The organism is Agrobacterium sp. Ap1, assembly GCF_017313375.1.
GTDB lineage: Bacteria > Pseudomonadota > Alphaproteobacteria > Rhizobiales > Rhizobiaceae > Neorhizobium > Neorhizobium cellulosilyticum.
Genome location: NZ_JAFLMY010000003.1, coordinates 296,006 through 315,672, shown reverse-complemented (window position 1 = coordinate 315,672; position 19,667 = coordinate 296,006). Strand labels below are relative to the sequence as shown.

The window sequence follows — 19,667 nt, the reverse complement described above, 5'->3', positions numbered from 1 at the left end:
GTCCGGAATTGCGTTAAGGATGGTTCAGCCCTTTGTCTCGCGCTCGCAAAAAGTGATGCGATTGCTGAATGGGTCGATGACGGTGACCTCCAGCCCCCAGTCCGCCTGCTCCAGCCCCGGCCGCATATAGGGATAGTTTTTGCCGATCAACTCCTTCTGGAAGGCGGCCGCTCCAGACATGGGCACGAAGACGCGCGCGCCGGGCGAGGCGTCACCGGCATGTTCGGAGAGATGGATCAGCATGCCGCTGCGCGACATCTGGCAATAGAGCGGGGCGGTGGGAGCGAAGCGATGTTCCCAGTCCACGGTAAAACCGAGAAAATCCCGATAGAATTCCATCGCCTTCGTCACATCGAAAATGCGGAAGATCGGGATGGCGGGCTGGATGGAGATCGAATCTTTTCGCTCCGTCGGTACTGCCGCATCGATCTTTGCGGCAAGAATGTTCCAGTCGTCATAGCCGAACTGGGCCGAGACCAGTTCCAGTGCCTTGCTGTGGGAGAGTTCGACATTCTGTTCGGCAAGCGCCTCGCGCAGGCTTTTTGCCATCAGTTTTGCATCGCGGAAATCGCGCATGACATCATCCTTTCAACGGACGAACGGCCAAATCAGTGCCCGCATTGCTGATCCGTTCGTCATCATTGACCGGATGGTCGAGGATGATGGTCGGTGGATGCATTCACCATGGCTGGAAGCCGCGGGCGGCGGGCCGCACCCGGCCATAAGAACTGGTAACGCAGCGGATTGTCGCAGGCAAGTGGATCCGCAGCCGTTCCCGACGCGCCGTTCACCACTTGATGGAAAGGCGATTGCAACTTTGAGGACAAGGTCTTAGCTTCCTGGCACTTCAATGGCAGGCAAGACTATGGAACTCTCCGGCAAGCGCATTCTCCTCATCATCTCGGGCGGCATCGCGGCCTATAAGAGCCTCGACCTGATCCGCCGGCTGCGCGAGCGCGGCGCGGAAGTCCGGCCGCTGATGACGAAATCGGCGCAGGAATTCGTCACGCCGCTTGCCGTCGGCGCGCTGTCTTCAGGCCATGTCTATACCGAACTGTTTTCGCGCGAAGACGAGCAGGATGTCGGGCACATAAGGCTGGCGCGCGATTGTGATCTCGTTCTGATCGCACCCGCCACGGCCAACCTGATGGCGAAGATGGCGCATGGCCTGGCCGACGATCTGGCGAGCACCGTTCTGCTTGCGACCGACCGGCCGGTTCTCGTCGCACCTGCGATGAACCCGAAGATGTGGAATGCGGCTCCAACCCGCCGCAATGTCGATGTTCTCAAGCGGGACGGCATTTCCTTCGTTGGCCCGATGGCAGGCGAAATGGCGGAAAGCAATGAGGCAGGTATCGGGCGAATGGCCGAACCGCTGCAGATTACGGCCGCGGTTATCGATCTTCTCGATAGTGGAGCGAAACCGCTTGAAGGCCGAACCGCGATCGTTACGTCCGGCCCGACCCATGAACCGATCGACCCGGTACGCTACATCGCCAACCGATCTTCCGGCCGCCAGGGGCATGCTATTGCCGCAGCGCTGGCAAAGCTCGGCGCAAAAGTTACGCTGGTTTCCGGCCCGGTGACGATCCCCGATCCAGCCGGCGTGACGACCGTTCATGTGGAGACGGCAAGCGAGATGCTGGATGCCGTCACCTCGCAATTGCCCGCGGATATCGCGGTGATGGTGGCGGCCGTTGCAGACTGGCGCGTGGTTTCTTCCGCCGACCAGAAGATAAAGAAGCAGCCGGGCGAGGCCCCTTCCCCGCTGCAGCTGGCGGAAAATCCGGATATCCTGAAAACCGTCGGCCACCATGCGAAGCGCCCGAAGCTCGTTGTCGGCTTTGCGGCCGAAACGCAGAATGTCGAGGCAAACGGCCGCGCCAAGCTGGAGCGCAAGGGCGCCGACATGATCGTCGCCAACGACGTTTCGCCGGAAACCGGCGTGATGGGCGGCGATAGAAACCGCGTGAAGATCATTTCAGCTCAGGGCATCGATGAATGGCCCGATCTTGCAAAAGATGAGGTTGCCGGACGGCTGGCGGCACTGATCGCTTCCAAGCTGCAGAGCTAAGGAGGAGCGAAAACCATGAACCGGTTCACCCGCAGAGGCTTCGACGCCTTCGTGAAGACATTGCCGGGAACGACATTCGTCGACCAGTGGGACAGTCATGTCGCCAAGGTGGGCGACAAGGTGTTCACGCTTCTGAGCGAGGGCGACGAGGCTCGCATCGTGGTGAAATGTTCAGAGGAAAGTTTCGAGATCCTGACGGCGCTCGACGGGATCGGCCAGGCACCCTATTTCGCCAAGCGCAAATGGGTGGAGATCAAGGCGAGTGCGCCACTTTCCGAGGATGAACTCGTGCACTACGTGACCCGCTCCTACGAACTGGTGGCTGCCGGACTGACGAAGAAACTGCGGCTGGAACTTGGGATCACGCTACCCGTGGCGTGAAGATCAGGCGGCCTCTGCGAGCAGCTTCGGCTGAAACAGCAGCGCCTGCATACCATCCGGGCAGACCTTGACGGCGCTGCCATCCGGGATTTCCACCCAGGTATCGGCCTCGTCGTTCAACGGTTCGGAGACGAGGCAATAACCGCTTTTGGCTCCTGCCGGGCCGGCCATAGGTGCTGCATAAAGCGTCGGCGGCTTGTGATCGGTGGCGTAACGCACGGCGTAAAGCTGCTTGCCGTTAGAGAAACAAGCGGTAAAGCGCACCAGCGCCTCGCCGGATTTTTCCATCGACAGCGCCTCGACCGTGGCCACGGCCTTTTCCATTGCGCCCAGCGGATCGGCATCGAGGCCGAACTGCAGCGCGAGAAGGAAGATCATTTCGCTATCGGTCGTGCCGGTTCGTGCACTGAACAGATCATCGGAGAGCATGCTTTCCAGGCGGCGGCGAATGCGATCGAAATTGGCGATCTGGCCGTTATGCATGAACGACCAATGGCCGTGAACGAAGGGATGACAGTTGTCGCGCCGGGTTGCGCCCGTTGTTGCTGCGCGGACATGAGCGAGGAAAAGCGATGATCGGATCTGCCTTGCGAGGCTCCTCAGATTGCAGTCGGACCAGGCTGGCAGAACGTCGCGATAACGACCCGGCTCAGGCCTGTCGCCATACCAGGCGATGCCGAAACCATCTCCGTTTGTCGCCGTCTTGGCGCGGGTTGCACAATGGGATTGCTCTATGAGGGAATGGGCAGGTGATGAAACAAGCTCTTCCAGATAAAGCGGTTCGCCTCGATAGGCAGCCCAGCGGCACATGGATTTCTAACTCCGATAGAGATCGCGGCCAAACGCGGCGCATTGGAAGGAGGGTCGGGTTATTCGCCTAATGAAAAGTTAAGCTAATAGTATTCGTGACGGAAATGCGACGGGAGAAACTTCACGTTTTGCAACGCACATTAAGACTGTTGTGTGCCTGCAACGCTTTTCGGCTTGCGTGCACGGTACCGTACAGACCGCCCCATTTGCGGCCATTCCGTGGCATCAAGGGTTGCCGATGTTCCACCTCGGCCTAGATAAGAACCCATGTCGCAACAAGCAAAGCCACGTGAAGCCCGGGATTCTTCCGGTTTCACACCATCCGGAGCAGTGGTTTCGGGTCTTCTCAGAGACTTCGACCGATGGGCACTGTTCCTCGATATTGACGGGACGCTGATCGATCTGGCAGCCACGCCCGACGGGATCGTCGTTCCACCGAATCTCCCCACCACTCTTCACACGATCTCTAAAAAACTCGGTGGCGCTCTGGCGCTGGTGACAGGTCGCGCCCTACCTTATGCCGACCGGCTTTTCGAACCCTACCGGTTTCCGATCGCGGGCCTTCATGGCGCTGAACGACGGATGTCGGATGGCCTCATTGAGCGTGTCACCGCGACACCGGAATTCGAAGTGCTGAAGGAACGCCTTGCGACAGAGGCCGCAGGACTGGACGGCGTGCTGATCGAGGACAAGGGGGCCGCAATCGGCGCGCATTACCGACAGGCCCCGCAGCTTCAGGCCCAGCTTGAAGCGCTGATGGAACGCGCCGCCATCGATGCAGGCAGCGACTTCATTTTGCAGCGCGGCAAGATGGTGATCGAACTTCGCCCGGCGCGAGCCAGCAAGGGTGAAGCCGTACGACACTTCCTCAGCGAACCCTGTTTTGAAGGCCGCTTACCGGTTGCGATCGGTGACGATCTGACCGACGAAGCCATGTTTGCGACCGCCAATGCGCTTGGCGGGCTGTCGATCAGAATCGGCGAGGCGACCCTGCCTGACGGAAAAACCACGCAGGCGGCGATGCTTATCTCTTCCGCAGCCGAGCTGCGCGATATTCTGGCTGGTCTTTCTCGATAATGCGCCGGCTGTACTTCATCATTGGAAGGAATTTAATTTGAGCCGCCTTGTGGTCGTTTCGAACCGTGTCACCGTTCCCAAAAAGGCTGGCGATGCGCCGGCCGGCGGTCTTGCCGTTGCCTTGCAGGCGGCGCTCGAAGAGCGCGGCGGCATTTGGATGGGCTGGTCCGGCAATTCGAGCGGCGAACGTGAGCCGGAAAAACTGGATATCCGCGAGCATGGCAACATCACCTATGCGCTGACGGATCTGACGGATACGGATGTCGAGGAATATTACCACGGTTTTGCCAACCGGGTGCTCTGGCCGATCTGCCATTACCGGCTGGACCTTGCGGAATATGGCCGCAAGGAAATGGCCGGTTATTTCCGCGTCAACCGTTTCTTCGCCCACAAGCTGGCGCCGCTTCTGAAGGAAGACGACATCATCTGGGTGCATGACTACCACCTGATCCCGCTTGCTTCCGAACTGCGGCAGATGGGCTTCAAGAACAAGATCGGGTTCTTCCTGCACATCCCCTGGCCGCCGGCAGATGTGCTTTTCGCCATGCCGGTGCACGAACAGATCATGCGCGGACTGTCGCAATATGATCTCGTCGGTTTCCACACGGATTTCGATCTCGACAACTTCGGCGGCGGACTGGTGCGCGAGGGAATTGGCGAACGTCTGGAGGGAGGCAATAAATTCTCCACCTATGGCCGGACCTTTAAGGGCGGCGCCTATCCGATTTCCATCGAGACCGAAGCCTTTTCCAAATATGCGGTGAAGGCATCGCGCAATACGATGGTGAAGAAAGCCAAGGAAAGCATCGAGGGCCGCGATCTCATCATCGGCGTGGACCGGCTGGATTATTCCAAGGGCATTACCCAGCGTATCGATGCGTTCGAACAGTTCGTGCGGCTGAACCCGGCCTACCAGAACAAGGTCACCTATCTGCAGGTCACGCCAAAATCGCGATCCGAGGTTCCGGAATACGAGCAGATGCAGCGCACGGTCGCCGAGCAGGCAGGTCGCGTCAACGGCGCTCTCGGCCAGGTGGACTGGACGCCGATCCGCTATGTGAACCGCTCCGTGCCGCGGCCGCTTCTCGCCGGCCTCTACCGCCTTGCGAAGATCGGCCTCGTCACGCCGCTGCGTGACGGCATGAACCTTGTCGCAAAGGAATATGTCGCGGCGCAGGACCCGGAAGATCCGGGCGTGCTGGTTCTCTCCCGTTTCGCCGGCGCCGCCCGCGAACTGACAGGCGCGCTGCTGGTCAATCCTTACGATATCGAAGGGACGGCGCATGCGATCGCACGTGGTCTCAGCATGTCGCTCGACGAGCGCAAGCAGCGGTGGGAAAAGATGATGAACCACCTGCTCGAATACGACATCAACCGCTGGTGCGACGATTTCCTCAAGGATCTGACAGCGGATTAAACGAGCCCGACCTGGCTAGGAAAGGCTGTCACTTTCCTTGCCAAGGGCGAGACGCTAAAGCTCTGGCATGTTCCAGCTAGAGCAAGCCGCCACATTCGAGCAGATCATCAAGAAAAGCCGGTTCCTCGCGATCGCGCTTCCCGTTGCGAACGAAGAGGAAGCGAAGGCAGCGCTCGCGACGCATTCCGATGCCGACGCCAACCATAATTGCTGGGCATGGCGGACCGGTGCGGCCTATCGGTTTTCCGATGACGGGGAGCCGAGCGGTACGGCGGGCAAACCTATACTGGCTGCAATCGACGGCCAGTCGCTGACCAATGTCGTGGTGATCGTCACCCGCTGGTTCGGCGGGATCTTGCTCGGTAGCGGAGGCCTTGTGCGCGCCTATGGCGGCACGGCGGCGGGTTGCCTGAGAAACGCGCCGATGATCGAGCTGAAACCTTCCGTCGAAGGGCTTGTACGTGTCGAGTTCTCTGATCTGGCGCGCGTGAAGGCGCGGCTTCAGGCGATCGCTGACCTTGCGATTGCCGAGGAGCAGTTTACCGCAACCGGAGCCGACCTGCATCTTCGGGTTCCGGAGACAGAGATCGAAACCGTATCACGGCTTGTCTCCGACCTGACAAGCGGCAGGTCGGAGCTGAAGATCGATTGATCGGGATCACGCCGCCTTGGCGACGTGATATTCCTTGATGGCGGCCATCTTGATCGAAGGATAACGCTCGGCCTCGTAACGCAGCGAAAACGCATCCTGCGCCAGGAAAACCGGATCGCCATCGAGGTCGCGGGCGATATCGCCGCGCTTGACGGTGATGAATTTTTCCATGTCGACCTTGTTGTCCGACGAAACCCAGCGGCAGACCGAGAAGCGCGACATTTCGAAACTGACCGGCAGGCTGTATTCCGCCGAAAGCCGTTCCTTCAAGACGTCGAGCTGCAGCGCGCCGACCACGCCGACAATAGCGGGCGAGCCGTCTTCCGGCTGGAAGAGCTGCACGACGCCCTCTTCCGCCATCTGCTGCAGGGCTTCCTTGAGCTTTTTCGCCTTCATCGCATCGCCTAGCCGCACGCGGCGGAGGATTTCCGGCGAGAAGTTAGGAACACCCTGGAAGACCAGCGATTCACCTTCGGTCAGCGTGTCACCGATACGCAGCGTGCCGTGGTTCGGAATGCCAACCACGTCACCGGCATAGGCCGTATCAGCGATATGGCGCTGGGAAGCAAAGAAGAACTGCGGTGCCGTGAGGCCCAACTGCTTGCCGGTGCGGGCAAGCCTGGCCTTCATGCCGCGTTCAAGCTTGCCGGAGCAGATACGGGCAAACGCGATACGGTCGCGATGGTTCGGGTCCATGTTGGCCTGGATCTTGAAGACGAAGGCCGTCATCTTGTCTTCGGCGGCATGAACGGTGCGGATATCAGCAACCTGGTCGCGCGGCGGCGGGGCGAAATCACCCAATGCGTTGATCAGATCGCGAACACCGAAATTGCGGAGCGCCGAACCGAAGAAGACCGGCGTCATGTGCCCTTCGAGAAAGGCTTGACGATCAAACGGGCGGCAGGCTTCGAGCGCGAGTTCCACTTCTTCGACGAAGGCCGCGCGCTCGTTTTCCGGCAGACGGTCGGCGACCGCCTGCGGACCGTTGACGGAGATGGAATCTTCGCTGTCGGGACCGCGAACCTTGTTTTCGGCAAGATGATAGGAGCCGCAGAAGCTTTTGGAGCGGCCGATCGGCCAGGTGATCGGGGCGGTATCCAGCGCCAGCTTTTCCTCGACTTCATCGAGGACTTCGAAAATGTCGCGACTTTCACGATCCATCTTGTTGACGAAGGTGATGATCGGGATATCGCGCATGCGGCAGACTTCGAAAAGTTTCAGCGTCCGCGGCTCGATACCCTTGGCGGCATCGATGACCATGATGGCGGCATCCACCGCCGTCAGCGTGCGATAAGTGTCGTCGGCGAAGTCTTCGTGACCCGGCGTATCGAGGATATTGAAGACCTTGTCGTTATATTCGAAGGTCATCACCGAGGTGACGACCGAGATGCCGCGCTCGCGCTCGATCTTCATCCAGTCGGACCGCGTCTGGATGCGATCCTTCTTCGCCTTGACCTCACCAGCGAGCTGGATGGCGCCGCCGAACAGAAGCAGCTTTTCGGTCAGCGTCGTCTTGCCCGCGTCCGGGTGGGCGATGATCGCAAATGTACGGCGGCGGGAAACCGCCTCTGCCAGAGTTTCGGCCATGTCAGCAACAATCCTTCGAGTTGCCGCGTATCTAGCGACTTAGTGGATAAGTTTCAATTCGTGTTTGACCCCGGCGACTATCACCGGGCTAATGAGGAGATGAACGCTCACACTTCTTCTTCGCCCAAGCTCAATCTCATCCGCCTGGAGAATGGCGATGGACTGGACCTGCCCTCCTATGAAACCGGCGGTGCGGCAGGCATGGATCTTCGTGCGGCGGTGGCCGACGCCGAGCCCATGACGCTTGCACCGGGAAAACGGGCACTCGTGCCGACCGGCTTCATTTTCGAGATCCCGGCCGGTTATGAGGCGCAGATTCGCCCCCGCTCCGGTCTAGCGTTCAAGAACGGCATCACCTGCCTCAATACGCCCGGTACGATCGACAGCGATTATCGTGGCGAAGTGAAGGTGCTGCTGATCAATCTCGGTGAGCAAGACTTCATCATTAGTCGCGGAATGCGGATTGCCCAGATGGTAATCGCGCCGGTAACGCAGGTGCGCGTCGCCGAGATCAGCGACGTGACCGAAACCGTGCGCGGTGCAGGCGGCTTCGGTTCGACCGGGGTCTGACGCCGCTTTCCGGCCGCGCCAGCATTGATAGCTGTCAAGATTGCCTCTTTTGCAGCATGCGATTGCGCCACGCCGCCTGTCGGGAGAAGGATATTTCGCCTTTTTTCGATGCGACAAGACAAATTCATCCTCGCCTCTTTCTCCATCGGACACTATTTTCGGTCACCTGTTCTAGTGGAGAAACGACAATGTCGGACAAGAAGCCGGGCCGCGGCCGGATCTATTCCTCGATCACCGAAACGATCGGCGACACGCCGCTCGTAAAGCTGGACAAGCTGGCGAAGGAAAAGGGCGTGAAGGCCACGATCCTCGCCAAGCTCGAATTCTTCAACCCGATTGCCTCCGTCAAGGACCGTATCGGCGTCGCGATGATCGAGAGCCTGGAAGCACAGGGCAAGATCGCGCCGGGCAAGACGACGCTTGTCGAGCCGACTTCGGGTAATACGGGTATTGCGCTTGCCTTTGCGGCAGCCGCCAAGGGTTACAAGCTGATCCTGACCATGCCGGAAACTATGTCGGTCGAGCGACGCAAGATGCTGGCGCTTCTCGGCGCCGAACTGGTGCTGACCGAAGGCCCGAAGGGCATGAAGGGCGCGATCGCCAAGGCGGAAGAGCTTGCCGCCACGCTGCCCGATGCGATCATTCCGCAGCAGTTCGAAAATGAGGCCAATCCGGAAATCCACCGCAAGACGACTGCCGAGGAAATCTGGAACGATACCGATGGCAAGGTCGATATCTTCATTGCCGGCATCGGCACCGGCGGCACAATCACCGGCGTCGGTCAGGTTCTGAAGAGCCGCAAGCCTGACGTCAAGGTGATTGCCGTCGAGCCGAAGGAATCTCCGGTCCTTTCCGGCGGCGAGCCAGGTCCGCACAAGATCCAAGGCATCGGTGCGGGCTTTGCGCCGAAAATCCTCGATACGAAAATCTATGACGAGATCGTCACGGTTGCGAGCAACGACGCATTGGAGACCGCCCGCCACGTGGCCGCCCTTGAAGGCGTGCCGGTCGGCATCTCTTCCGGTGCCGCGTTGAAGGCTGCCATCCAAGTCGGCAGCCGTGCGGAAAACGCCGGCAAGACAATTGTCGTCATCATCCCTTCCTTCGCCGAGCGTTATCTCTCGACCGCGCTGTTCGACGGGCTGGGCGGCTAAGTCGCCTTACTCAAGCCGCCGCGATGGCCAGCCGCTCGCTGGCCATGCGGTAGGAAATCGCTTCCGCCAGATGCGGCCGGCCAACGGTCGGTTTGCCGTCAAGATCGGCGAGCGTGCGAGCCACTTTCAGCACCCGATGATATCCGCGGGCGGAGAATTTCAGTTTCTCCGCCGCATCCCTCAGCAATTGCAGGCCGGATGGATCAGGCTCGGCCACCTTCTCGATGAGTGCCGTGGAGCAGCGCGCATTGGTGAGCGGCCCAGACAGGCCTGCCGCCAGATAACGATCCTGCTGCAGTTCTCTCGCGGCATGAACGCGCTTGGCGACATCGGCACTGCTTTCCGCAGGTGCCGGCCTGATCAAGTCAGAAGCCGACACTGCCGGCACATCGATGCGGATATCGATACGATCCATCAGCGGGGCGGAGATACGCGCCTGATAATCGGCGGCACAGCGCGGACCTCTGGCGCAGGAATGGCCGGGCTCACCCGCCATGCCGCAGCGGCAGGGGTTCATCGCCGCGATAAGCTGGATGCTGGCCGGATAGGAAACACGGTGATTGGCGCGGGCGATGACACATTCGCCGGTTTCCAGCGGCTGGCGCAGGGCATCCAGCACCTGGGGCGAGAATTCCGGAAACTCATCGAGGAACAGGACGCCGTGATGGGCGAGCGATGCCTCGCCCGGTTTTGCCCGCAAGCCACCTCCGACGAGCGCCGCCATGGTCGCCGAATGATGAGGCGTGCGATAGGGTCGACGATCCGAAAGCTTTCCACCCGAAAGCTGGCCGGCAATCGAGTGAATCATCGAGACTTCCAGCAGTTCGGCTGCCGAAAGCGGCGGGAGGATAGAGGGAAGTCGTGCCGCCAGCATCGACTTGCCGGAACCAGGCGGACCAACAAAAAGTAGATTATGTCCGCCAGCCGCCGCGACTTCCAAGGCACGCTTGGCGCTTTCCTGTCCCTTGATCTCGGCCAGATCCGGCAGGTTGGCCGGCAGAGCGCGGATTGCCGGTTGCGGACGCGATATGACCTGCGTGCCGCGAAAATGATTGGCGAGCGCGATCAGGCTGCGCGGCGCGATGATGTCCACATCTGGTCCGGCCCAAGCCGCTTCCGATCCGCTATCCGCCGGGCAGATCAAACCCTTACCGACGGCATTGGCGCTGATCGCCGCCGGGAGCGCACCGGCGACCGCAGCCAGCGTGCCGTCGAGATTCAATTCGCCGATGACGACATGATCGGAGACCGCATCCCCTGGAATAGCACCAAGTGCCGTCATCAGGCCGAGTGCGATGGCGAGATCGAAATGCGAGCCTTCCTTCGGCAGATCCGCCGGCGCGAGATTAACGGTAACCTTTTTAGACGGCATGGCGAGGCCGGAGGCGTGGAGTGCGGCCTGCACCCGCTCGCGGCTTTCTGCAACCGCCTTATCCGGCAGGCCAACGATATGCATGCCCATCTTGCCCGGGCCGACCATGACCTGTACGTCGACGGGAACACCTTCTATGCCCTGGAATGCAATGGTACTGACGCGTGAAACCATGCCAATCGCTCCCACAGATCATGTCCGGAACGACGGCCCTGCCCCCACGGCTTGCCTTCGCCCCAATACAACCATAAGCTGACACGGCGCGGAAATTTAAACAAGAACAAAAATCGAACAAACTAAACAAAAAAGGCGCCCGGTCAGGCGCCTCTCTGTCGAATCAAAGACTAAACTCAGTTGAGCTTGGCTTCGATCGCATCCCACATCAAGCTTGCGACATCGGCGCCGCCGAATTTCTTCACTTCGCGGATGCCTGTCGGCGAAGTTACGTTGATTTCGGTCATGTAGTCGCCGATCACGTCGATGCCGACGAAGATGAAGCCGCGCTCGCGCAGAGCCGGTCCGATACGGGCGCAGATTTCCTTTTCACGGGTCGCCAGTTCGGTAGGCTCGGCGCGGCCGCCGACATGCATGTTGGAGCGGCTGTCGGTTTCCGCTGGCACACGGTTGATCGCACCGACCGGCTCGCCATCGACGAGCAGGATACGCTTGTCGCCCTTGCGAACCTCCTTCAGATAGCCTTGCGCGATATAGGGCTCGCCGCGATACATCTGGCCGAACATTTCCAGAAGCGAGGTGAAGTTGCGATCGTCGCGGGCGGAATGGAAGACGCCGGCGCCGCCATTGCCGTAAAGCGGCTTCAGGATGATATCGCCCAACTCGTGACGGAAGGCGGCAATTTCTTCAGGATCACGCGAGATCAGCGTCGGCGGCATCAGGTCGGCGAATTCGGTGACGAAGATCTTTTCCGGCGAATTGCGCACCCAGGCCGGATCGTTGACGACAAGTGTCTTCGGGTGGATGCGCTCCAGAAGATGGGTCGAGGTGATATAGCCCATGTCGAATGGCGGATCCTGACGCAGAAGCACGACGTCCATCTGCGAGAGATCCACACGCTGCCTTTCGCCGAGGGTGAAATGATCGCCCTTGATGTCGCGCACCTGCAGTGGCTCGACGGCCGCAAAGATCTTGCCGTCGCGCATGGTCAGGCGGTCGGGCGTGTAATGGAAAAGCTCGTAGCCGCGCGATTGCGCCTCCAAGGTCATTGCGAAGGTGGAATCGCCAGCAATGTTGATGCTGGAAATATGGTCCATCTGGATTGCGACCTTGCGAACATGCGCCATTAGTTTCGTCCCCGATAAAGATGCCGCCTGAATTTGGGCTTGCCTGATTTAGGATGGCATAGGCTCGAAAGCAATGCGGCCGGGAACAATCCCGACCGCACAGATTAAACTCATCCGCATCCGGTCGTTCAGGCGACCGGTTCGGCCACTGCGGCAGGGGCCCTGGCGGGCACAGAAGCCTCCAGTCGCTTGCCTGTTTCGGCGTCAAAGAAATGCAGTTTGGACGGGTCGATTGCGATCCGCATGTTGTCGGAAATCTCGGCTTCGCCGGAGAGTGCGATTGTAACCGCCTGATCGCCGACCAGTCCATGGGCCAGCCGCTGCGAGCCGAGTTCCTCGACATATTCGACGGTAAACTGCATGCCTCCATCGGACGATACCACGCGAAGGTCCTCGGCGCGCAGGCCGACCGTGACGGCACCGGATGTGGGCGCATAACCGCCCAGCGAAATCTGCGACGGGCCGATGGCGAGCCTGTCGCCCTGCAGTTCCGCCTTGACGAGGTTCATGGCCGGAGAGCCGATGAAGCTTGCCACGAAGGTCGAGGCGGGGGTGTGATAGACGTCCAGCGGAGAGCCGACCTGTTCAATCTGTCCCCCGTTCAGCACAACGAGGCGATCCGCCAGCGTCATCGCTTCCAGCTGGTCGTGGGTGACGTAGATGGAGGTCGTGCCGAGGCGGCGTTGCAGGCGCTTGATTTCACCGCGCATGGAGACGCGCAGCTTGGCATCGAGGTTCGACAGCGGCTCGTCGAAGAGGAAGGCGGCCGGCTTGCGGACGATGGCGCGACCCATGGCGACGCGCTGACGCTGGCCACCGGAGAGCGCACGCGGCTTGCGATCGAGATACTGGGTGATTTCCAGCATGCGGGCAGCTTCATTGACGCGCGCGTCGATCTCGGTCTTCGGCGTCTTGCGGTTCTTCAACCCGTATTCGAGGTTCTGGCGCACCGTCATATGCGGGTAAAGCGCATAGTTCTGGAACACCATGGCGATATCGCGGTCGGCCGGTTCGATCTGGTTGACCACGCGGTCGCCGATCTTCACCGTGCCTTCGGAAATGGCCTCCAGGCCTGCGACCATGCGCAGAAGCGTGGACTTGCCACAGCCCGAAGGGCCGACCAGGACGATGAACTCACCGTCCTTTATGTCGAGATTGATGTCGGTGACGGCACGTACGCCGCCATTATAGATCTTGCCAACGCTGCTGATGTCGATCGCGGCCATTGTTATCGTTCCTTACTTGTCGCTTTCGGTCAGGCCCTTGATGAACCAGCTCTGGAAAATCACCACGATTGCTACGGGCGGAAGCATGGCGAGAACCGCCAGGGCAAATGCCTCGTTGTAATCGGGAATGTTCGAGCCGACCCAAACCTGCAGGATGGATTTGATGCCGCGCATCAGGGTGAAGAAGCTCTCGTCGGTCGTCATCATCATCGGCCAGAGATACTGGTTCCAGCCATAAACGAACATGATGATGAAGATGGCGGCGATCATGGTGCGAGAGATCGGCACCAGGATGTCGATGAAAAACTTGAATGGACCTGCGCCATCGATACGTGCCGCTTCCAGCAGTTCTTCCGGTACGGATTTGAAGAACTGGCGGAAATAGAAGGTGCCGGTGGCGGACGCCAGAAGCGGCACGATCAGGCCGGTGTAGCTGTTCAACAGGCCCAGGTTCGACATGACCTGATAGGAGGGCATGATGCGCACTTCGAGCGGTAGAAGCAGCGTGGTGAAGATCACCCAGAAGGAGAGCGTCGCCATGGGGAAGCGGAAATAGACGATGGCATAGGCGGCCAGCATCGACAGGACAATCTTGCCTGCGGCAAAACCGATGCCGAGGATGAGCGAGTTCATCACCATGCGGGCGCCGGTGATATCGCCGGTAAAGCCGCCCTTCTGTGTCAGGACCTTTTCGTAGGTGGCGATGAAATTGTCACCCCAGGCGAGCGACAGGCCATTCATGTGAATGTCGGCGGCCGTGTGGGTGGAGGTCATGAAGGCGACCACGACCGGCATGCAGAGAAACAGCGAGCCGAGAATGAGGACGAGGTGATCGGAAAACTTGGTGCGATACATGGCCTTATCCTCTCAATTGTAGTGAACGCGCCGCTCGATGAAGCGGAACTGGAAGATGGTGAGGACGAAGACGACGATCATCAGGATGACCGACTGCGCCGAGGAGCCGCCAATATCGTTGCCGCGGAAACCATCGGCATAGACCTTGTAGACCAGCGTCACCGGGTTGTTGGCAGGCTTGTCCTTGACCATAACGTCGATGATGCCAAACGTGTCGAACAGCGCGTAGGTGACGTTGATGGTCAGAAGGAAGAATGCAGTCGGTGCCAGAAGCGGCAGGATGACCGTCCAGAATCGGCGCAGGCCCGAGCGGCAGTCGATCATCGCCGCTTCGCGCACGGAGACGGGAACATTCTGCAGGCCCGACAGGAAGAAGATGAAATTGTAGGGGATCTGCTTCCAGACGGCGACCACGGTCATCGCGAAGGCCGTGTCGTAATAGTTCAGGCCCACCTGCATGTGCCAGCCGAAATAAGACATCATCTTCACGAAGGGGCCGACATGCTGGTCGAAGATCATCATGCCGATCAGGCCCGAGACGGGTGCTGCAATGGCGTAGACGGCGATCAGCAGCGTCTTGTAGGTCGAGGCCCCGCGGATTACACGGTCGGCCTTGACGGCGAGCAGCAATCCCAGCGAGAGCGACAGGAAGGTGACGAGCACAGTGAAGACGGCGGTAAACAGCGCGATCGACTGATATTCGGAGCTGAAGATCACGTCGGTGTAATTGCTTAAGCCCACGAATGTCGAGCCGAAGCCAAACGGGTCCTCGAGGTAAAAGGACGAGCTTACCGCCTGGACCGAGGGCCAGTAGAAAAAGATGAAGATTACCGCGAGCTGCGGAAACAGGAACAGATAGGGCAGAACGGGCGAGGTGAACTGCACACGCTTCATTTCTTCTGCTGCAACGGCAGGCTTCTTGCTGCGTGCGTTCCCCCGGTAGCCGAGGCGGGACAGGAAACCACCGGGTTGCGGTTGTGACGTCGTATAGGCCACGAATTCTCCCCTTTCTTGCAATTACAAAAGAGCCCGCCCGCCCTTGAAAAGAGCGGACGGACCATGATGGGAGATGGCTATCAGCCGGCGGTCTTGGCGAAACGGGTGAGGAGGTCGTTGCCTTCCTTCTCGATGGTTTCGAAGGCCTTCTGGACGGTCGTTTCACCCGAGAAGATCTTGTTGTATTCGCGTTCCATGATGGAACGGATCTGCGGGTAGAAGCCGAGGCGGTAGCCCTTGGACCATTCGCCCGACGGCAGCATCAGCTGCTTGATGCCGACTTCAGCAACCGGTTTTTTTTCGTAGTAGCCTTCCTTCTTGGCCAGTTCGTAAGCAGCCTTGGTGATGGCGACGTAACCGGTAGCCTGGTGGTAGAACTTCTGGATTTCCGGCGAGGTCAGGAACTGGAAGAAGTCAGCCGTGCACTTGTTTTCGGCTTCCGGCTTGCCGGCCATTGCAAAGAGAGCAGCACCACCGATGAAGGTGTTCGTGCCGGCGCCCTTGATGCTCGACCAGTAGGGCAGGAAGTCAGCCGAGAACGGCATGGAAGCGGTCTTCTGCAGGCCACCGAAGGAGCCGGAAGAACCGATCCACATGGCCACCTTGCCTTCTTCGAAAGGCTTCTGGTTGTCGTTCCAGCTTGCGCCGTAGAACTTGTAGAGACCTGCGTCAGACCAGGCCTTCAGCTTTTCGAACATCATGACAAGGTTCTTGTCGGTGAGGTTCATCTTGGTGTCGACAACACTGTCGTAACCGTTGTTGTTGTTGGCGAACTGGATGTTCTGGCGCGAGAAGAAATTCTCGGTGAACTGCCACGTGAGCTGCGAAGCGGTCATCGGGATGAAGCCGGCTTCCTTGAGCTTGGGAGCAACAGCTTCAAACTCTTCCCAGGTCTTCGGCACGGCAACGCCGGCCTTTTCGAAAGCCTGCGGGTTGACGTACATGATAGGCGCCGAAGAGTTGAACGGCATGCCGATGAACTTGCCCTTCGAGTCAGCGTAGAAATAGCGAACGCCCTCGATGAACGCATTTCGGTCGAACTTGTAACCTACGTTGTTGATCAGGTCTTCGGCGGCGACGGTTGCGCCCTTGGCGTTGATGATGGTGGCAGCACCGGCATCGAATACCTGAAGGATGTTCGGCTGTTCGCCCGAACGGAAAGCGGCGATGCCGGTTGCCAGAGCTTCTTCGTAGGTGCCCTTGGAGATCGGAGTCAGAGCGCAAGCGGTCTGCGAAGCGTTGAACTTCTGCGACACTTCGTTGATGACTTCACCGTTACGGCCGCCCATGCCGTGCCACCAGGTGATGTTGGTTGCTGCGAGCGAGGAGGTTGCAGACATTGCAACTGCCATCGCGGCCATCGAAAACTTCTTGATCATGGTCATGGTTTCGTCCTCTCCGCCTTGGTTGGATCGAGGACCGCAATAGGGCCTGGTCGTGACAGGCTCTTAACAATTCTGTTTCAGATTTGTGACGTTTGCACAGCTTTGCAAAAACTTCACAACACCGTCAAAAAGCATCCGGAAAATGCCGGGGCAAACGCCAGGGCAGGACGGCGATAATATCGTAACGGCAGGATAGAAGATGGGCGTCACAGCGGCGCGACAGCCAGATATCGCTTGCAGCCCTTATCCGCCTTTGGGCGCCGTAACCGACCGCATCGATCGCGTCAGCTTCTCGGGCGCGCGCCTTGACCTCGACAAACAGGATAAGAGTGTTTTTGCGGGCGACGATATCGATTTCGCCGAGCGGTGTCCGGTATCGGAACTTCAGGATTCGATACCCTTTAAAGAGAAGATAGAGAGCTGCGAGATATTCGGAGACGTGGCCGCGCCGTTCGGCGCGCCGGCGTTTATGCCGCCTGTCCTCGGCTCCTCGGCCCATCAGCCTTCATCCTTGTCCTTCATGGCGGCATCTTTCATGGTGACCAGCCGTTGATAGAGGTCTCGCTTCGAAAGGCCTGTCAGACGTGCTGCTTCCGCCGCGGCCTTTGCCGCGGGCATGGAAGACGACAACTCCTCCAGCAATACATCGACATCGACCGCCGCCGGCACATCATCATAGGCAGGCGGCCCGACGAGGAAGACGATCTCACCCTTGACGTTGCGACCGTCGAAGGCTTCAGCAAGCTCTCCGAGCGACGCGCGGCTGATCTCCTCGAAGGCCTTGGTCAGTTCGCGGCCAACACAAGCCGCGCGGCCCGGCCCCAGAACATCGGCGGCGGAGGCCAGCGTCGCGGTGATGCGATGCGGAGATTCAAAGAATATAAGCGTTGCTGGAATTTTCGACAGTTCCGCCAGTCGGTCGCGGCGTCCTTTTTCCTTCACCGGCAGAAACCCGGCAAACAGGAAAGCATCATTCGGAAGACCGGAAGCAACCAGCGCGGCGAGAGGCGCCGAAGCGCCGGGAATGGGGACTACCCGATGGCCCGCTTCGATGGCCAGTTGGCCGAGCCGATAACCCGGATCGGAGACAAGCGGCGTGCCGGCATCGGAGACCAGTGCCACGGACTTGCCCTGTTCCAGCGCCGCCAGCAGCCTGGGCCCCATCTCGTCGGCATTATGTTCGTGATAGGCATAGGGCTTGTTGGCGATGCCGTAACGGTCAAGAAGCACACGAGTGACGCGCGTGTCCTCGCAGGCCAGCACGTCGGCACCGGCGAGCGTTTCCAGCGCGCGTAGCGTGATGTCGCCGAGATTACCGATCGGCGTTGCAACCAGATACAGCGCCGGCTCCAGCGGGCGCGACGGCACGAAAGTGTTGGCAACACGGTAACCCCGGGTCGCTTCAGAGGGTCCAGCCACGAGCTTTTCAATTCAGTTGGATGATCATAAGCCCTTTATGGTCAAGGCGATGGCGGCCTGCAAGCGGCAGAAGGCCAAGTTTTCTGTGTGCAGCTCCGTCGCGAGTGCCGAAATGAAGCTGACACCCCGCTTATCCTCTTGCGTTGAAAGGTCGATCTCTGCCATTTTGCCCGTCCACATCGTCCGGCTTGCGAAAGCCGAAGAATATCAGGTGCCCCACCTCCCGGGACGCCCAGGTCGAAAGCGGTTGAGTCCATGCGTATTACTCTCGAGCGGTCCAATCTTCTGAAATCGTTGAGCCACGTGCACCGCGTGGTCGAGCGCCGCAACACAATCCCGATCCTTTCCAACGTGCTGATGCGCGCCTCCGACGCGAGCGTCGAACTGAAGGCAACCGATCTGGATCTGGAAATCACCGAAGCCGTTCCGGCGATGGTGGAGCAGGCCGGCGCCACCACGGTTCCCGCGCATCTTCTCTACGAAATCGTCCGCAAGCTGCCGGACGGTTCGGAAGTTCTGCTTGCCACCAATCCGGACGGCGGCTCGATGACGGTCCAATCCGGCCGTTCGAAATTCTCGCTGCAATGCCTGCCGGAAACGGATTTCCCGGATCTGACCGCCGGTTCGTTCAGCCACACGTTCAAGCTGAAGGCGACCGATCTCAAGATGCTGATCGACCGCACGCAGTTCGCTATCTCGACGGAAGAGACCCGTTATTACCTGAACGGCATCTTCTTCCACACGATCGAGGCCGGGGGCGACCTGAAGCTGCGTGCCGTTGCGACCGACGGTCACCGTCTGGCGCGCGCCGACGTGCAGGCACCTTCCGGTTCGGAAGGCATGCCGGGCATCATCATTCCGCGCAAGACCGTTGGCGAGCTGCAGAAGCTGGTCGACGATCCGGAAGCACAGGTCACCGTCGAGGTTTCCGACGCAAAGATCCGTCTATCGATCGCCGACATCATCATGACGTCGAAGCTGATCGACGGCACGTTCCCGGATTACCAGCGTGTCATCCCGACCGGCAACGACAAGGAAATGCGCGTCGATTGCCAGACCTTCACCAAGGCCGTCGATCGCGTTTCGACCATTTCGTCCGAGCGCGGCCGTGCGGTAAAGCTTGCCCTGACGGACGGCCAGCTGATGCTGACGGTCAACAATCCAGATTCGGGGAGCGCCACGGAAGAAGTCGCGGTCGGATATGAAAACGATCCGATGGAAATCGGCTTCAACGCAAAATATCTGCTCGACATCACGGCCCAGCTTTCGGGCGACGACGCCATCTTCATGCTTGCGGATGCGGGTTCGCCGACACTGGTCAGAGATACCGCGGGAGACGATGCTCTCTACGTGCTTATGCCAATGCGCGTTTAAGACAATCGAGGCGGCCG

The 19,667-nt window shown here is 59.6% G+C and carries 20 protein-coding genes; 8 read left to right on the top strand and 12 right to left on the bottom strand.

Going from position 1 to position 19,667, the window contains the following annotated elements:
- Nucleotides 1-24 precede the first annotated feature (24 nt).
- Nucleotides 25-576 (bottom strand): glyoxalase superfamily protein, encoded by a 552-nt coding sequence (locus JZX87_RS07760; RefSeq protein ID WP_206824982.1) that lies wholly within the window; start codon nucleotides 574-576, stop codon nucleotides 25-27.
- Between the two features lie 289 nt (nucleotides 577-865).
- On the opposite strand from JZX87_RS07760, the gene coaBC reads away from it, so the two are divergent.
- Together coaBC and JZX87_RS07750 are read left to right on the top strand one after the other, a co-directional pair.
- Nucleotides 866-2,074 (top strand): bifunctional phosphopantothenoylcysteine decarboxylase/phosphopantothenate--cysteine ligase CoaBC, encoded by a 1,209-nt coding sequence (coaBC, locus tag JZX87_RS07755; RefSeq protein WP_206825125.1) that lies wholly within the window; start codon nucleotides 866-868, stop codon nucleotides 2,072-2,074.
- 15 nt (nucleotides 2,075-2,089) lie between these two features.
- Nucleotides 2,090-2,455 (top strand): MmcQ/YjbR family DNA-binding protein, encoded by a 366-nt coding sequence (locus JZX87_RS07750; protein WP_148146023.1) that lies wholly within the window; start codon nucleotides 2,090-2,092, stop codon nucleotides 2,453-2,455.
- Between the two features lie 3 nt (nucleotides 2,456-2,458).
- Here the strand turns inward: JZX87_RS07750 and JZX87_RS07745 are convergent, their stop codons facing one another.
- The gene (locus tag JZX87_RS07745) at nucleotides 2,459-3,265 is read right to left on the bottom strand and encodes a class II glutamine amidotransferase (protein ID WP_206824981.1); all 807 of its coding nucleotides are present in this window, start codon (nucleotides 3,263-3,265) and stop codon (nucleotides 2,459-2,461) included.
- Nucleotides 3,266-3,532: 267 nt separating this feature from the next.
- Between JZX87_RS07745 and otsB the strand changes: the two genes are divergently transcribed.
- From otsB to JZX87_RS07730, 3 genes are all read left to right on the top strand, one after another.
- Nucleotides 3,533-4,342: a trehalose-phosphatase gene (otsB, locus tag JZX87_RS07740; RefSeq protein ID WP_206824980.1), complete on the top strand. Its 810-nt coding sequence runs from the start codon at nucleotides 3,533-3,535 to the stop codon at nucleotides 4,340-4,342.
- 37 nt (nucleotides 4,343-4,379) lie between these two features.
- Nucleotides 4,380-5,759, top strand: a complete 1,380-nt coding sequence (gene otsA, locus JZX87_RS07735; RefSeq protein ID WP_148146026.1) for an alpha,alpha-trehalose-phosphate synthase (UDP-forming) — start codon at nucleotides 4,380-4,382, stop codon at nucleotides 5,757-5,759.
- Nucleotides 5,760-5,826: 67 nt separating this feature from the next.
- The gene (locus JZX87_RS07730) at nucleotides 5,827-6,411 is read left to right on the top strand and encodes an IMPACT family protein (RefSeq protein WP_206824979.1); all 585 of its coding nucleotides are present in this window, start codon (nucleotides 5,827-5,829) and stop codon (nucleotides 6,409-6,411) included.
- A gap of 6 nt (nucleotides 6,412-6,417) precedes the next feature.
- On the opposite strand, the gene JZX87_RS07725 is transcribed toward JZX87_RS07730, so the two are convergent.
- Complete coding sequence (locus JZX87_RS07725) at nucleotides 6,418-7,998, bottom strand: peptide chain release factor 3 (protein WP_148146028.1); 1,581 nt, start codon at nucleotides 7,996-7,998, stop codon at nucleotides 6,418-6,420.
- Nucleotides 7,999-8,097: 99 nt separating this feature from the next.
- On the opposite strand from JZX87_RS07725, the gene dut reads away from it, so the two are divergent.
- Both dut and cysK read left to right on the top strand, forming a co-directional pair.
- Nucleotides 8,098-8,568, top strand: coding sequence for a dUTP diphosphatase (dut, locus tag JZX87_RS07720; RefSeq protein WP_206824978.1), 471 nt, complete (start codon nucleotides 8,098-8,100; stop codon nucleotides 8,566-8,568).
- 188 nt (nucleotides 8,569-8,756) lie between these two features.
- A complete protein-coding gene (cysK, locus tag JZX87_RS07715; protein ID WP_206824977.1) occupies nucleotides 8,757-9,722 on the top strand; it encodes a cysteine synthase A in 966 nt (321 codons plus the stop codon).
- A gap of 10 nt (nucleotides 9,723-9,732) precedes the next feature.
- On the opposite strand, the gene JZX87_RS07710 is transcribed toward cysK, so the two are convergent.
- From JZX87_RS07710 to JZX87_RS07670, 9 genes are all read right to left on the bottom strand, one after another.
- Nucleotides 9,733-11,268, bottom strand: a complete 1,536-nt coding sequence (locus tag JZX87_RS07710; RefSeq protein ID WP_206824976.1) for a YifB family Mg chelatase-like AAA ATPase — start codon at nucleotides 11,266-11,268, stop codon at nucleotides 9,733-9,735.
- 176 nt (nucleotides 11,269-11,444) lie between these two features.
- Complete coding sequence (gene gshB / locus JZX87_RS07705) at nucleotides 11,445-12,395, bottom strand: glutathione synthase (protein ID WP_206824975.1); 951 nt, start codon at nucleotides 12,393-12,395, stop codon at nucleotides 11,445-11,447.
- A 128-nt stretch (nucleotides 12,396-12,523) separates the two neighbouring features.
- On the bottom strand, nucleotides 12,524-13,621 hold the full coding sequence (locus JZX87_RS07700; protein ID WP_206824974.1) for a sn-glycerol-3-phosphate import ATP-binding protein UgpC: 1,098 nt from the start codon (nucleotides 13,619-13,621) through the stop codon (nucleotides 12,524-12,526).
- A 12-nt stretch (nucleotides 13,622-13,633) separates the two neighbouring features.
- Nucleotides 13,634-14,476: an ABC transporter permease subunit gene (locus JZX87_RS07695; protein ID WP_206824973.1), complete on the bottom strand. Its 843-nt coding sequence runs from the start codon at nucleotides 14,474-14,476 to the stop codon at nucleotides 13,634-13,636.
- Between the two features lie 12 nt (nucleotides 14,477-14,488).
- Nucleotides 14,489-15,472, bottom strand: coding sequence for an ABC transporter permease subunit (locus JZX87_RS07690; RefSeq protein ID WP_343062424.1), 984 nt, complete (start codon nucleotides 15,470-15,472; stop codon nucleotides 14,489-14,491).
- Between the two features lie 80 nt (nucleotides 15,473-15,552).
- A complete protein-coding gene (locus tag JZX87_RS07685; RefSeq protein ID WP_206825124.1) occupies nucleotides 15,553-16,851 on the bottom strand; it encodes an extracellular solute-binding protein in 1,299 nt (432 codons plus the stop codon).
- A 130-nt stretch (nucleotides 16,852-16,981) separates the two neighbouring features.
- Nucleotides 16,982-17,356, bottom strand: coding sequence for a YraN family protein (locus JZX87_RS07680; RefSeq protein WP_206824972.1), 375 nt, complete (start codon nucleotides 17,354-17,356; stop codon nucleotides 16,982-16,984).
- Nucleotides 17,356-18,276: a 16S rRNA (cytidine(1402)-2'-O)-methyltransferase gene (rsmI, locus tag JZX87_RS07675; RefSeq protein ID WP_206824971.1), complete on the bottom strand. Its 921-nt coding sequence runs from the start codon at nucleotides 18,274-18,276 to the stop codon at nucleotides 17,356-17,358. Before rsmI ends, JZX87_RS07680 begins: the two co-directional genes overlap by 1 nt.
- Before the next feature lie 24 nt (nucleotides 18,277-18,300).
- On the bottom strand, nucleotides 18,301-18,441 hold the full coding sequence (locus tag JZX87_RS07670) for a hypothetical protein (protein ID WP_206824970.1): 141 nt from the start codon (nucleotides 18,439-18,441) through the stop codon (nucleotides 18,301-18,303).
- A 90-nt stretch (nucleotides 18,442-18,531) separates the two neighbouring features.
- Between JZX87_RS07670 and dnaN the strand changes: the two genes are divergently transcribed.
- Nucleotides 18,532-19,650, top strand: coding sequence for a DNA polymerase III subunit beta (gene dnaN / locus JZX87_RS07665; RefSeq protein WP_206824969.1), 1,119 nt, complete (start codon nucleotides 18,532-18,534; stop codon nucleotides 19,648-19,650).
- Nucleotides 19,651-19,667: the final 17 nt, after the last annotated feature.

Coding starts and splice junctions, on each gene's coding strand:
- JZX87_RS07760 (WP_206824982.1), bottom strand. CDS start 576: ATGCGCGATTTCCGCGATGCAAAACTGATGGCAAAAAGCCTGCGCGAG.
- coaBC (WP_206825125.1), top strand. CDS start 866: ATGGAACTCTCCGGCAAGCGCATTCTCCTCATCATCTCGGGCGGCATC.
- JZX87_RS07750 (WP_148146023.1), top strand. CDS start 2,090: ATGAACCGGTTCACCCGCAGAGGCTTCGACGCCTTCGTGAAGACATTG.
- JZX87_RS07745 (WP_206824981.1), bottom strand. CDS start 3,265: ATGTGCCGCTGGGCTGCCTATCGAGGCGAACCGCTTTATCTGGAAGAG.
- otsB (WP_206824980.1), top strand. CDS start 3,533: ATGTCGCAACAAGCAAAGCCACGTGAAGCCCGGGATTCTTCCGGTTTC.
- JZX87_RS07730 (WP_206824979.1), top strand. CDS start 5,827: ATGTTCCAGCTAGAGCAAGCCGCCACATTCGAGCAGATCATCAAGAAA.
- JZX87_RS07725 (WP_148146028.1), bottom strand. CDS start 7,998: ATGGCCGAAACTCTGGCAGAGGCGGTTTCCCGCCGCCGTACATTTGCG.
- dut (WP_206824978.1), top strand. CDS start 8,098: ATGAACGCTCACACTTCTTCTTCGCCCAAGCTCAATCTCATCCGCCTG.
- cysK (WP_206824977.1), top strand. CDS start 8,757: ATGTCGGACAAGAAGCCGGGCCGCGGCCGGATCTATTCCTCGATCACC.
- JZX87_RS07710 (WP_206824976.1), bottom strand. CDS start 11,268: ATGGTTTCACGCGTCAGTACCATTGCATTCCAGGGCATAGAAGGTGTT.
- gshB (WP_206824975.1), bottom strand. CDS start 12,395: ATGGCGCATGTTCGCAAGGTCGCAATCCAGATGGACCATATTTCCAGC.
- JZX87_RS07700 (WP_206824974.1), bottom strand. CDS start 13,621: ATGGCCGCGATCGACATCAGCAGCGTTGGCAAGATCTATAATGGCGGC.
- JZX87_RS07695 (WP_206824973.1), bottom strand. CDS start 14,476: ATGTATCGCACCAAGTTTTCCGATCACCTCGTCCTCATTCTCGGCTCG.
- JZX87_RS07685 (WP_206825124.1), bottom strand. CDS start 16,851: ATGATCAAGAAGTTTTCGATGGCCGCGATGGCAGTTGCAATGTCTGCA.
- JZX87_RS07680 (WP_206824972.1), bottom strand. CDS start 17,356: ATGGGCCGAGGAGCCGAGGACAGGCGGCATAAACGCCGGCGCGCCGAA.
- JZX87_RS07670 (WP_206824970.1), bottom strand. CDS start 18,441: ATGGCAGAGATCGACCTTTCAACGCAAGAGGATAAGCGGGGTGTCAGC.
- dnaN (WP_206824969.1), top strand. CDS start 18,532: ATGCGTATTACTCTCGAGCGGTCCAATCTTCTGAAATCGTTGAGCCAC.